Annotated in this window: 8 protein-coding genes; 7 read left to right on the forward strand and 1 reads right to left on the reverse strand. The window is 67.3% G+C overall.

Annotated features, from left to right (window positions below; translation table 11 throughout):
- The first annotated feature begins 248 nt into the window (after window positions 1-248).
- Window positions 249-3,008 carry a bifunctional [glutamate--ammonia ligase]-adenylyl-L-tyrosine phosphorylase/[glutamate--ammonia-ligase] adenylyltransferase gene (gene glnE / locus C8C98_RS07170; RefSeq protein ID WP_121453695.1) on the forward strand — a complete coding sequence of 920 codons (2,760 nt, stop codon included), beginning with the start codon at window positions 249-251 and terminating at the stop codon, window positions 3,006-3,008.
- Between the two features lie 191 nt (window positions 3,009-3,199).
- Here the strand turns inward: glnE and C8C98_RS07175 are convergent, their stop codons facing one another.
- A complete protein-coding gene (locus C8C98_RS07175) occupies window positions 3,200-4,369 on the reverse strand; it encodes an ATP-binding protein (RefSeq protein WP_121453696.1) in 1,170 nt (389 codons plus the stop codon).
- A 386-nt stretch (window positions 4,370-4,755) separates the two neighbouring features.
- Between C8C98_RS07175 and C8C98_RS07180 the strand changes: the two genes are divergently transcribed.
- From C8C98_RS07180 to C8C98_RS07205, 6 genes are all read left to right on the forward strand, one after another.
- The gene (locus C8C98_RS07180; RefSeq protein WP_121453697.1) at window positions 4,756-5,460 is read left to right on the forward strand and encodes a CerR family C-terminal domain-containing protein; all 705 of its coding nucleotides are present in this window, start codon (window positions 4,756-4,758) and stop codon (window positions 5,458-5,460) included.
- 50 nt (window positions 5,461-5,510) lie between these two features.
- On the forward strand, window positions 5,511-6,914 hold the full coding sequence (locus tag C8C98_RS07185) for an efflux transporter outer membrane subunit (RefSeq protein WP_121456104.1): 1,404 nt from the start codon (window positions 5,511-5,513) through the stop codon (window positions 6,912-6,914).
- Between the two features lie 51 nt (window positions 6,915-6,965).
- Complete coding sequence (locus tag C8C98_RS07190; RefSeq protein ID WP_121453698.1) at window positions 6,966-8,135, forward strand: efflux RND transporter periplasmic adaptor subunit; 1,170 nt, start codon at window positions 6,966-6,968, stop codon at window positions 8,133-8,135.
- 11 nt (window positions 8,136-8,146) lie between these two features.
- Window positions 8,147-11,245 carry an efflux RND transporter permease subunit gene (locus C8C98_RS07195; protein WP_121453699.1) on the forward strand — a complete coding sequence of 1,033 codons (3,099 nt, stop codon included), beginning with the start codon at window positions 8,147-8,149 and terminating at the stop codon, window positions 11,243-11,245.
- 77 nt (window positions 11,246-11,322) lie between these two features.
- On the forward strand, window positions 11,323-12,534 hold the full coding sequence (locus tag C8C98_RS07200; RefSeq protein WP_121453700.1) for an HD-GYP domain-containing protein: 1,212 nt from the start codon (window positions 11,323-11,325) through the stop codon (window positions 12,532-12,534).
- A gap of 366 nt (window positions 12,535-12,900) precedes the next feature.
- A complete protein-coding gene (locus C8C98_RS07205; RefSeq protein WP_121456105.1) occupies window positions 12,901-13,482 on the forward strand; it encodes a glutathione peroxidase in 582 nt (193 codons plus the stop codon).
- Window positions 13,483-13,511: the final 29 nt, after the last annotated feature.

A 13,511-nucleotide genomic window follows, 5' to 3' on the forward strand; every position in this document is an offset into this window, starting at 1 on the left:
CCCCAGCGCCCCGGTTCCTGGCGCCAGCGGCTTTTATCGGGGTGTTGTGGACTGTGACGCCCAGCCCTGCGGGGTGCAGGCCTTCTTGGCGCCCCACAAGGCAGGGCATTGCGGCCAGCGCGCGGGGCGGCAAGCCCCAACCCCCTTGGCCGCAAAGGGGTAAATGCCCCGGCGCCCCGGATGGCCCGGCGCTTTGTATCCAATAGAAATAGATTCCATCGCCATCTCTCTCGATTGCCGTGCCCGCCATGCAGAACCTTCCCTCCGAATCCTCCCCCTGCAACACCATCGCACCCAGCGAAGGGCTGGCCGAGCATTCGCGCTTCTTCCAGAGGCTGCACCGCCGCTACGAGCAAGACCTGCCCCTGCTGCCCCCCGGCGCGCCCACCCGGGCGCTGGTGGAGCAAACCCTGGCGGCCTTGCGCGCACGCGGCACCGACATGGCCAGTGCCCTGCGCATGGTGCGCCAGCTGGTGATGGAGCGGCTGATTCGCCTGGACTGCGAGCAGCGCGCCACGCTGGCCGAGGTGACCCGCGCCGTGACCGAGCTGGCCGAGCTGGCCCTGGACCACGCCTGCCGCCACGCCCGCGAAGAGCTGGACAGCCGCCACGGCGCCCCGCAGGGCCCGCAAGGCCAGCCGGTGCAGCTGTGGATCATTGGCATGGGCAAGCTGGGCGCGCGCGAGCTGAACGTGTCGAGCGACATTGACCTGATTTACGTGTACGAGCACGACGGAGACACCGCTGGCATCGAGGGCGGCCGGGGCCGTATCTCCAACCACGAGTACTTTGCCCGCGCCGTCAAGGCCATCTACAGCCTGGTGGGCGACACCACCGAGCACGGCTTTGTCTTTCGCGTGGACCTGGCACTGCGGCCCAACGGCAACTCGGGCCCGGCCGCCATCTCGCTGGCCGCGCTGGAAGAGTATTTGCAGGTGCAAGGCCGCGAGTGGGAACGCTTTGCCTGGCTCAAGAGCCGCGTGGTGGCGCCCACCGACTGCATTGGCAGCACCGAAGTGCAGGCGCTGCGCAATGTGGTGCTGCCCTTTGTGTTCCGCCGATACCTGGACTACAGCGTGTTCGACGCCCTGCGCTCGCTGCACCGCCAGATCCGCGACCACGCAGCCAAGCGCAGCGCGGGCCACCCCGAGCGGGCCAACGACGTCAAGCTCTCGCGCGGCGGCATCCGCGAGATCGAGTTCACCGTGCAACTGCTGCAGGTGGTGCGCGGCGGGCAGTTCCCCGAGTTGCGCCGCCGCCCCACGCTGGACGCGCTGCAGCGCCTGGCCCAATCCGGGCTGATGCCCCAGGAAACGGCCGACGCCATGGCCCGCGCCTATGTGTTCTTGCGCAAGGTGGAGCACCGCATCCAGTACCTGGACGACCAGCAAACCCACGTGCTGCCCACGCGCGACGACGACCTGGCCTGGATTGCCAGCACCATGGGCTACCGCGACTGCTGCGCCTTCTTGCACGAGCTGGACGCCCACCGCGAACTGGTGGCGCAAGAATTCGACACCCTGCTGGGTGGCAATGAGAAAAAGCAATGCAGCGGCGGCAGCTGCGGCGGCCCCAAGGCATCTGCCCCCCCGCCCCCCGAGCTGGAAAGCCTGCTGGAGCAACTGCCCGCAGGCTTTCGCGAACGCGTGGCCGAGTGGCGCAACAACCCGCGCGTGAGCAATCTGCGCGACGAGGCGCGTGCCCGGCTGTTCCGCATCGTGCAGCGCACGGCCCAGTGGCTGAACGAGGGCCGCTGCACCCTGGAAGCCGCCTCGCGCCTGACCAACTGGCTCGAACCCCTGATGCGCCGCGAAAGCTACCTGGCGCTGCTGCTGGAACGCCCGCCCGTGCACGAACAACTGCTGGCCCTGCTGGGCGCCGCCAAGTGGCCCGCCCGCTACCTGCTGCAGCACCCCGGCGTGATCGACGAGCTGGTAGGCGACGCGCTGATGGCCGAGCGCTTTGTGGTGGCCGACTTTGAGCGCGAGCTGGCGCAGCGGCTCAAGTCGCTGCAATCCACCGGCGAAGACGACGACGAAACCCTGCTGAACCTGCTGCGCCGCGCCCAGCACGCCGAAACCTTCCGCACCCTGGCGCGCGACGTGGGCGGGCGTATCACGGTAGAGCAGGTGGCCGACGACCTGAGCGCCCTGGCCGACAGCATGCTGCGCATCACCACCCAGTGGTGCTGGAGCCGCCTGAAGAACCGCCACCGCGACGAGCCCCAGTTTGGCATCATCGGCTACGGCAAGCTGGGCGGCAAAGAGCTGGGCTACGGCAGCGACCTGGACATCGTCTTCGTGTTTGACGACGACGACGAGCGCGCCCCCGAGGTGTATGCCGCCTTTGTGCGCAAGCTCATCAACTGGCTCACGGTGAAGACGGGTGAGGGCGACCTGTACGAGATCGACACCGCGCTGCGGCCCAACGGCAACTCGGGCCTGCTGGTGACCAGCTTTGAAGCCTATGCCAAGTACCAGCAGCAGCGCGGCAGCAACACCGCCTGGACCTGGGAACACCAGGCCATGACGCGCGCCCGCTTTGTGCTGGGCAGCGCCGCACTGCAAGCGCGTTTTGACGCCGTGCGCGAGGCCGTCATCACCTCGGAGCGCGACGCCAGCGCACTCCAAGGCGAGATCGTCACCATGCGCGAACGCGTGCGCTCAGCCCACCCGGTGCCGGGTGGCATGTTCGAGGTCAAACACAGCCCCGGCGGCATGGTCGACGCCGAGTTTGCCGTGCAGTACCTGGTGCTGTCGCAGTCCTGCGCGCACCCTGAGCTGCGCGCCAACCTGGGCAACATCGCCCTGCTCGAGCGCGCCGAGCAAGTGGGCCTGCTGCCCGCAGGCGTAGGCCACGCCGCTGCCAACGCCTACCGCGAACTGCGCCGCGTGCAACACCGGGCACGACTGGACGAAGCCCCTACGCAAGTGGCGCCCCCCGCGCTGCAGGCCGAGCGCGATGCGGTGCTGGCGCTGTGGCAGGCGGTGTTTGGGGCTGCGCACTGAAGTCCGATGGCGCAAAGAACCTGTTCAAAGGCGCACGCCAGTGCAGCACCTTTTTACAAGAAGTCACCCCTAGCGCCCTATTTACAAGCGCAAGCAGCTACGCTTTTTATAGCACACCACATTCATCACCCAAATGGCTGTGCGGGTGGAGGGCACCCGCAACGGGGAGATGGGTGTTGCACCGTAAATGCTCAGCCCAATTCACCCAGCAACTCTGCAATGGCGCTCACTGGCACCACATCCACACCATCCTTGAGCGGATAGCGCCGTGCTACCGGTGCCACCACCACCGTGCGCGTGGGCTGCAAATCATCGCGCGCATGCCAAAAGCCCTTGGTCACCGTGGGTGCAGACGAGAACTTCACTTCGATGCAAAGGCAGCGTTGCCCCACTTGCACCACGATGTCCATCTCTGCCCCCGCCGCCGTGCGATAGAAGCCCAGCTGCGCCCCCTCGGGCAGGTGCGCAGCCACCTGCTCCACCACAAACCCCTCCCACGACGCTCCGACAATGGGGTGGCCTTGCAAGTCCGACAGGCTGGCGATGTTGAGCAGCGCGTGGAGCAGGCCGCTATCGCGGATATAGGTCTTGGGTGACTTGACCAGCCGCTTGCCCACATTGGGCAAATGCGGCTCCAACCTGCGCACCAGCATCGTGTCCACCAGCAGGTCAAGGTAGCGTGCCGCCGTAGTGTGCGATGCGCCACCCAGCGATTGCCCCAGCTGCGACGCATTGAAAAGCTGCCCTTGCAGGTGCGCCAGCATGCGCCAGAAGCGGTGCAACGCATCGGCCGCCACACTCACGCCCATCTGCGGCAGGTCGCGCTGCAAAAAGGCCTGAATGAAATCCTGCCTCCATGCATAGGCCAGCCGATCACTGGGCGCCAGGTGCGCCAGCGGAAAACCGCCCCGGTGCCACAACTGCTGCAGCTCGTCCAGGTCGTTGGTAGCCGCCACCTCGCTGGCCAGCAGCGGCGTGAGCTCCAGGTAGCCCACGCGCCCTGCCAGCGACTCTGATCGCTGCCGCAGCAGCACCCCACTGGCCGAGCCCAGCAGCAAAAAGCGCCCAGGCTTGCGGTGCGCATCCATCTCCGGGCGCAGGTGGGTGAACAAGTCAGGCAACATCTGCACCTCGTCCATCACCACCAACTTGTCGCGGTGCTGTGCCAAAAAGAGTTCCGGCTCAGCCAGTTGCGCCCGATCGGCAGGGCGCTCCAGGTCCAGAAAAAGTGCATCAGGGTGCTGTGCGGCCATCGCCCTGGCCAGCGTGGTCTTGCCGACCTGGCGCGGCCCCAGCAGGACGATGCCGGGATAGAAGGCGAGGCGTTCTTCTAACAGAGGTCTGAGCTTGCGGCCAATCATCCTTGTATTTTGATCGTCAAAAACTCAAAATACAAGGTAATCGTCCGCGCCCACCACAAGGCGTTGCGAGTGCGCTCCGGGATGCATCCATGCGAAAAGGTGCTCCCACCGCCCCAAACCACAGCCCCCCAAAAAACGCTCGGGTAAAACCTTTCAAAGCCTTGCCCCGCGTTTCGGCAGACTCAGCGCGGACGACTGGGGTGGCCTTGAGTACCAGCGCCAGAACGACAAGAAGGAGCGATGACGCCAGGAGCGTTCTGTGATCCAGTCCTGGGACGAAGCGCAACCTTGGCGCCACGCTGCCATCGCCCATGAAACACTTGCGCAACGTTCCGAAACAAAAAGTTAATTAATCGATTGATTAATACATGGTGTAATCGCGCACCATGGTTGCTACCCCTCCCTCGCCCCCTGACGCAGCAGATTCCCGAGCCCGCCTGCTGGATGCCGCACTGCGCCTGTTTGCAGAGCAAGGCTTTGCCAAGACCCCCATCCGCCAGATTGCCGAAGCGGCTTCGGTCAACACGGCACTGATCAGCTACTACTTTGGCGACAAGAAGGGGCTGTACACCGCGGCCTACAGCGAGTCCTTTGGCGGGCCGCTGCAGGCCAGCGCTGGGCCCGATGGCCAATCGCTGGACTTGTTTCTGGAGCAGTTCATCACCGGCTTCATGCAGCCCCTGCACCAGGGCAGCCGCATCGAGCTGAGCATGCGGCTGCACTTTCGCGAAATGCTCGACCCCACCGGGCTGTGGGAGCAAGAGCTGGAATGCGAGATCAAGCCCATGCACGCCGCGATGGTGCAGGTGCTGTGCACCGCCGTGGGCGCGGCCGAGCCCGACGAGGACGTGCACCGACTGGCGCTGTCTATTGGGGCGCTGCCCATGCAGTACTACGCCCACCGCGACCTGATCCAGCAGGTCTGCCCCAGCCTGGCCGACAGCCCCGAGGGCCTGACCGCCACCACCCACCGACTCATCGACATGGCCCACCACCTGGTGGCGGGCGAGGCCCAGCGGCGGCGCAACGCGGCGATGGCTGCGACTTCCTCCACCCGCCGTGCCTCTACCCCTGAAGGAGACTCCCTGTGACGCATTCCGCAACCCGCCGCGCAGGCCATCGGCTGTGGCTGGTACTGCCCATGGTCGTGACACTGGCCGCGCCCCTGACAGCCTGCACCACCACGCGCCCGCCACAGGCCGTGGCACCCGCCACGCCCACCGCCTGGCAGGCCCCGCTGCCGCACGACGGGCAGTTGCAGCACCTCACTGACTGGTGGGCCCGCACCCACGACCCGGTGCTGGTGGCGCTGATCACATCGGCCCAGCGCATCAGCCCCAGCCTCGCGCAGGCGCGCAGCCGGGTCGAACAAGCCCGCGCCACACAGACCACCGCCCGCGCCGCCCTGCTGCCCACGCTGGATGCGCAGGCCAGCGCCAGCCGGGGCGTGACGGCCCCGGTGACCACGCCCGCCACCAGCGCCCAGGCCGGGTTGCAAGCGGGGTGGGAGATCGACCTGTTCGGCGCCAACCAGGCCACACGCGATGCGGCCACCGAACGCCTGGCCGGAGCCCAGGCCCTGTGGCACGAGGCCCGCGTGAGCGTGGCCGCCGAGGCGGCGCTGCAGGTGAGCAGCCTGCGCACCTGCCTGCAGCAGCTGGACGTGGCCGAGCGCGACGCCCAGTCGCGCGCCGCCACCGCGCGCCTGACCCAAGACAGCCAGCGCGCAGGCTTTACCGCGCCCGCCACCGCCGCCCTGGCCAGCGCCAGCGCGGCCGAGGCCACTGCCCGCGCTGCCCAGCAGCGCATGCAGTGCGATGTGGACTTCAAGACCCTGGTGGCGCTGACCGGCGAGCCCGAGACCGCGCTGCGCAACCAGGTCACCACCGCCCCCGTGCCCGGTTTTGACGAAGCCCGCTTCACCATCGCCGCACTGCCCGTGCAGGTGCTGTCGCAGCGGCCCGATGTGTACAACGCCGAGCGCGAAGTGGCCGCCGCCAGTGCCGAGGTGGGCAGCGCCCAGGCCCAGCGCTGGCCGCGCCTGTCACTGACGGGCACCGTGGGAACCGCCTGGAGCCGTGCGGCGGGCACCACCACCGACCTGAGCACCTGGTCGTTCGGGCCGCTGGCGCTGAGCCTGCCGCTGCTCGACGGTGGCCGCCGCGCGGCCCAGGTGGACGCCGCCCGCGCCCGCTACGACGAGGCCGTGGCGGTGTACCAGGGCCGCGTGCGCCAGGCCGTGAGCGAGGTAGAGCAAGCCCTGGTGCGCCTGCAAAGCACGGCCGAGCGTGCCGACAGCGCCCGTGCGGCCGTGCAGGGCTACCGCACCTCGTTCGACGCGACCGAGGCCCGCTGGCGCGGCGGCCTGGCCAGCCAGGTCGAACTGGAAGACGCCCGCCGCACGCTGCTGGCCTCCCAGACCACGCTGGTGGCCCTGCAACACGAGCGCCAATCGGCCTGGGTGGCGCTGTACCGCGCGGCGGGGGGCGGCTTTGATGCCGCCCACCCCACAGCCCAGGCAACCCCAGCCGCTACGGCGCTCTGAGCACCAAAGCCCCAGCGCTTCACCCCTCTTTTGAAGAAACGGACGATCTCCATGCCCGCATTCAAACTCTCTCCCGTCGCCCTGGCCCTGACGGCCCTGTGCGTGCTGACCGGCGGCGCGGCCCTGCTGCACACCGACGCCTCGCGCGCGGCCGACAAGCCTGCCGCCGCCCAACCCCGCCCCGCCCTCACGGTGACCACCGCCCAGCCCCAGCGCACCAGCGTGACCCAGCGCCTGTCGGCCAACGGCAACGTGGCCGCGTGGCAAGAAGCCAGTGTGGGTGCCGAAAGCAACGGCCTGCGCCTGACGGCGGTGAACGTGAACGTGGGCGATGTGGTCAAGGCCGGGCAGGTGCTGGCCACCTTTGCGGCCGACACGGTGCAGGCCGATGTGGCCCAGGCCCGCGCCAGCGTGCTCGAAGCCGAAGCCAATGCCGCTGAAGCCGCCGCCAACGCCGAGCGCGCGCGGGGCCTGCAAGCCTCGGGCGCCTTGAGCCAGCAGCAAATCCAGCAATACACCACCGCCGAGCAGACCGCCAAGGCGCGTGTGGAAGCGGCCCGCGCGCAGCTCAACGCACAGCAGCTGCGGCTGAAGTTCACACAGGTGCTGGCGCCCGACAGCGGCGTGATCTCCGCCCGCACCGCCACCGTGGGTGCGGTGCTGGCGTCAGGCACTGAGCTGTTCCGCATGGTGCGCAAGGGCCGGCTGGAGTGGCGCGCCGAGGTCACGCAGGCCGAGCTGGCGCGCATCCGCACGGGCGCCAAGGTGCAGGTCACGGCTGCCAGCGGCGCGGCGGTGGAGGGCACGGTGCGCATGGTGGCCCCCACCGTGGACACGCAAACACGCAACGCCCTGGTCTACGTGGATTTGCCCGCCAACCCCGACATCCGCGCCGGGATGTTTGCGCGCGGCGACTTTGCGCTGGGCGAGGGCAGCGCCCTCACCGTGCCGCAAGAGGCCGTGGTGGTGCGCGACGGCTTCTTCTACGTGTTTGTGGTGGACGGCCAGCAGCGTGCGCAGCAGCGCAAGGTGCAGCCCGGCCGCCGTGTGGCCGACCGGGTGGAAATCACCACCGGGCTGGACGCCAATGCCACTGTGGCCGTGCGGGGCGCGGGCTTTTTGAACGATGGCGATGTGGTGCGCGTGGCCAACGACACGGCAGATTCCAAGCCAAAACAGGCTCCATCGCCCGCTCCACAAGCGCAGGCAGCTAGCAAATAAGGAGCATTTGCATGAATGTCTCTACCTGGTCGATCAAGAATCCGATACCGGCGCTGATGCTGTTTGTGCTGCTGACCTTCGGCGGCCTGATCGCGTTCAACGCCATGAAGGTGCAGAACTTTCCGGACATGGACTTGCCCACCATCTCGGTGACGGTGAGCCTGCCCGGCGCCTCGCCCACGCAGCTGGAAAACGATGTCGCCCGCAAGGTCGAAAACAGCATCGCCACGCTGCAGGGCCTCAAGCACATCTACACCAAGGTGCAGGACGGCGGCGCCACCATCACCGCCGAGTTCCGCCTGGAAAAGCCCACGCAGGAGGCGCTGGATGACGTGAGATCTGCCGTGGCCCGCATCCGCGGCGACCTGCCCGGCGATGTGCGTGACCCCATCGTCACCAAGATGGACCTGGCCGCGCAGCCGGTGCTGGCGTTCACCGTGGCCTCGCCGCGCATGGACGACGAAGCGCTGTCGTGGTTTGTGGACAACGACGTGGCCAAGAAGCTGCTCACCGTGCGCGGTGTGGGCGCCGTCACCCGCGTGGGCGGGGTGGATCGGCAGGTGCAGGTGGCACTCGACCCCATCAAGCTGCAGGCGCTGGGCGCCACGGCGGCCGATGTATCGCGCCAACTGCGCCTGGTGCAGACCGAAAGCGCCGGCGGGCGCACCGACCTGGGCGGCAGCGAGCAACCCGTGCGCACACTGGCCACGGTGCAGACGGCGCAAGAGCTGGCAGGCCTGACCCTGGCGCTGTCTGACGGCCGCCGTGTGCAGCTGGACCAGCTTGCCACCGTGACCGACACCATTGCCGAGCCCCGCGCCATGGCGCTGCTCAACGGCAAGCCGGTGGTGGGGTTTGAGGTCTCGCGCAGCAAGGGCGCCAGCGAAGTGGAAGTGGGCGCCGCTGTGCAGGTGGCACTGGCCGAGCTGCGGGCCGTGCACCCCGATCTGGAGATCACCGAGGCCTTCAACTTTGTGGACCCGGTGCAGGAGGAATACGACGGATCGATGCACCTGCTGTACGAAGGCGCGCTGCTGGCCGTGGTGGTGGTGTGGCTGTTCCTGCGCGACTGGCGCGCCACCTTTGTCTCGGCCGTGGCGCTGCCGCTGTCGGTCATCCCGGCGTTCATCGGCATGCAGTGGCTGGGCTTTTCGATCAACGTGATCTCGCTGCTGGCGCTGTCGCTGGTGGTGGGCATTTTGGTGGACGACGCCATCGTGGAGGTCGAGAACATCGTGCGCCACCTGCGCATGGGCAAGACGCCCTACCAGGCCGCGATGGAAGCCGCCGACGAAATTGGCCTGGCCGTGGTGGCCACCACCTTCACGCTGATTGCGGTGTTTTTGCCCACCGCGTTCATGAGCGGCATTGCGGGCAAGTTCTTCAAGCAGTTTGGCTGGACGGCGTCGCTCGCCGTGTTTGCCAGCCTGGTGGTGGCGCGGGTGCTCACGCCCATGATGGCGGCGTACATCCTCAAGCCCATCGTGGGCGAGCACCGCGACCCGCGCTGGATGGGCGTGTACCTGCGCTGGGCGGCGTGGTGCATCCAGCACCGCTGGATCACCTTTGTCGCCACAATTGCCTTCTTTGCCGGGTCGCTCGCGCTCATCCCGCTGCTGCCCACGGGCTTCATCCCACCGGACGACAACTCGCAAACCCAGGTGTACCTGGAGCTGCCCCCCGGCGCCACGCTGGCCCAGACGCGCGCCGTGGCCGAAGACGCCCGAGAGCGCGTGGCCGGGGTGGCCCACGTCAAGAGCGTGTACACCACCATCGGCGGCGGCACGGCGGGCTCGGACCCATTTGCGGGCGGCGGCAACGCCGAAACCCGCAAGGCCACGCTGACCATCACGCTGGATGCGCGCGGTGATCGCCCGCGCAAGCAGGGCATTGAGGCGGACATCCGCACAGCGCTAGAGAGCCTGCCCGGGGTTCGCACCAAGGTGGGCCTGGGCGGCTCGGGCGAGAAGTACGTGCTGGTGCTCACGGGCGACGACCCGCAGGCGCTGCAAACCGCCGCGCTGGCGGTGGAGAAAGACCTGCGCACCATTCCTGGCCTGGGCAGCATCTCGTCCACGGCCAGCCTGGTGCGCTCGGAAATCGCCGTGCGCCCCGACTTTGCCCGCGCCGCCGACCTGGGCGTGACCAGCAGCGCCATTGCCGAGACGCTGCGCATTGCCACCGTGGGCGACTACGACACGGCCCTGCCCAAGCTCAACCTGGCCTCGCGCCAGGTGCCCATCGTCGTCAAGCTGCAAGACGATGCGCGCAAAGACTTGGCCGTGCTGGAGCGCCTGCCCGTGCCCGGCGCCAAAGGCCCGGTGCTATTGGGACAAGTGGCCACGCTGGAGTTCAGCGGTGGCCCGGCGGTGGTGGACCGCTATGACCGAGCCCGCAACGTCAACTTCGAGATCGAGCTGTCAGGCCAGCCGCTGGGCGATGTGACGCAGGCCGTGGCCGCGCTGCCCTCCATCACCCACCTGCCGCCCGGCGTGCGCCAGATCACCATTGGCGACGCCGAGATGATGGAAGAGCTGTTCGCCAGCTTTGGCCTGGCCATGCTCACGGGCGTGCTGTGCATCTACATCGTGCTGGTGCTGCTGTTCAAGGACTTCCTGCACCCGGCCACCATCCTGGTGGCGCTGCCGCTGTCGCTGGGTGGGGCGTTTGTGGGCCTGCTGATTGCGCAAAAGAGCTTCTCGATGCCCTCGCTCATCGGGCTGATCATGCTCATGGGCATTGCCACCAAGAACTCCATCTTGCTGGTGGAATACGCCATCCTGGCGCGGCGCGAGCACGGCATGACACGCTTTGAAGCGCTGATGGACGCCTGCCACAAGCGCGCACGCCCCATCATCATGACCACGCTGGCCATGGGCGCAGGCATGATGCCCATTGCCCTGGGGCTGGGCGCGGCCGATGGCAGCTTCCGCTCGCCCATGGCGGTGGCGGTGATTGGCGGGCTCATCACCTCCACCTTCTTGAGCCTGCTGGTCATCCCGGCGGTGTTCACGGGGGTGGATGACCTGGGGCTGAAGATCGGGCGGCTGTGGCGGCGGCTGAGCGGAGGGGGGCGCAGCGACGCCCCCGCATCCCAGTCCACGCAGTGAAACCGCAAACTACCGGGCAAGCCCGGGGGTTTGCCAGCTTTTGACCGGGTCCGTTGTCTGGATAATGGCCCCAGCCTATGAACCTCGTCGCCATCAATTTCGAATCGGTCCCGCTCGGTGAACCGTTGCCATTCGCCCTGCGCGCAGCCAGTGGCGCGTTGCTGGCCCAAAAGGGCTTTGTGGTGCGCAACGCCAGCGAGCTGTCTGAGATCACGGGGCGGGGCATCCAGCTGTGTGTGGACGTGGACGAATCGGGCGAGAGCTACCGCGCCTACGTAGGCCGGCTGCAGCAGATGCTGATGTCGGAGACCTCCCTGGGCGAGTTGGCCGCCGTGAAGATGAGCGCCCCCGCCGCCGCACCGCCCCCCGCCCGCAACCGCGAAGAGCGCGGCCCGCTGGACTGGTCGGAACTGCAGCTGCGCACCACCCAGGTGCTGCGTGCGCCCAAGGCGTTTGATTTCCGCGAGCGATTTCTGCAGCTGCACGAGGACCTGGCCCGCCGCTGCGAGCAGGCCCCTGACGCCACGCTGCTAGCGCTGGTCTTCTTGTCGGCCCAGGAAACCCGCATGTACAGCGGCACCCACGCCATGCTGGTCAGCTGCATCTGCATGGTGGTGGGCCGCGAAATGCTGCGCTGGCCCCCGGACAAGGTGCGCCAGCTGGGCGCAGCGGGCTTGAGCATGAACATCGCCATGACCGAGCTGCAAGACCAGCTGGCCCAGCAGACCCAGCCGCTCACCGCTCGCCAGATTGCCGCCGTCGAAGACCACGCCAACCGCTCTGCCGCGCTGCTGGCCGAGCTCGGCATCACCGACAACGTATGGCTGGAAGCCGTGCGCCACCACCACCACCGCAAGCCCGGCCCCTTCAACGAGAAGACCGAAGGCCAGCAAATGGCCCGCCTCATCCAGCGCGCCGACGTGTTCGGTGCACGCATTGCCCCCCGCGCCGCCCGCTCGCCCATGCCCGTCACGGCCGCCATGCAGGCCAGCTACTACGACGAGGAAAACAAGGTGGACGAAGCCGGGGCCGCCCTGGTCAAAGGCCTGGGCGTGTACCCGCCCGGCGCCTTTGTGCGCCTGGCCAGCCAGGAAGTGGGTGTGGTGCTGCGCCGCGGCGTGAGCGCCACCACCCCGCGCGTGGCCGTGGTCACCAACCGCCTGGGCATGCCCACGGGCGAACTCATCCCCCGCGACACTTCGCAGGCCCAGTGGAAGATCACCGGCGCCGTGGCCCACAAGGATGTGCGCGTGAAGATCTCCCTAGAGCGGCTGCTGCCGCTGGTGTAGACCCCACACCGCAGCGCGCCATTGCGCTGCCATTGCACTGCCTGCGCACTGACTGAGCGGCACCTGGCGCACAAACCAGCGCCCCCAGAGACGGTCCACGCTGGGCATTTCGCTCCTTTTTTCATAGCTGCTAGCGCTTATCAATATTGCGCTGGCGTGCTTTTCCATGCCTATCTCACGGCACTGGGGCTTCGCTCACATTGGCTCACCCATTTCCTGAATCCAATCGCGCACGCCGCACGTATACCAATCAGTTCAAATAAAAACTGATGTGGACAAAATATGATTAAGTGGTTAAATTGTCATCCAACCACCTGGGAGAGCCCCATGCCTGCAGCCTTTGCCCGCCGTTTCATTCTGGCCCCGATGGCCATCGTTTGGGCCACGGGGTTTGCCCTTGTCGCGATGCCCATGACGGCCAATGCGGCAGACGCCGCTGCCAGCGCTGGCAGCGGCGTCTGCCCCACCACACTGCAACACACCTATTTGCGCCTGCAAGACGAAAAGCCCCAGTCGCTGTGCCAGTACGAGGGCAAGGTGGTGCTGGTGGTGAACACGGCCAGCTACTGCGGCTTCACCGGGCAGTACAAAGGCCTGGAGGCGCTGTACAGCCGCTACAAGGACCAGGGGCTGGTGGTGCTGGGCTTTCCGTCCAACGACTTCGCGCAGGAAAAAGGCAGCAACAAAGAGATTGCCGACTTTTGCGAAAACACCTTCGGCGTCAAGTTTCCGATGTTTGCCAAGAGCAGCGTGAAGGGGGCCGACGCGTCGCCGCTGTACCGCCAGCTCGCGCAGCTGTCGGGCAAAACCCCGCAGTGGAACTTCCACAAATACCTGCTGGGGCGAGACGGCAAGCTGGTGGACAACTACTCCAGCATGACCGCGCCCGACAGCAAAAGCCTGATCGGTGCCATTGAGCAACAGTTGGCGGCCCCAGCCCCCCGCTGAATGGCAATTTTTCTTTACTTTTCTTTAAA

The sequence above is a fragment of the Acidovorax sp. 106 genome (assembly GCF_003663825.1).
Classification (GTDB): domain Bacteria; phylum Pseudomonadota; class Gammaproteobacteria; order Burkholderiales; family Burkholderiaceae_C; genus Acidovorax.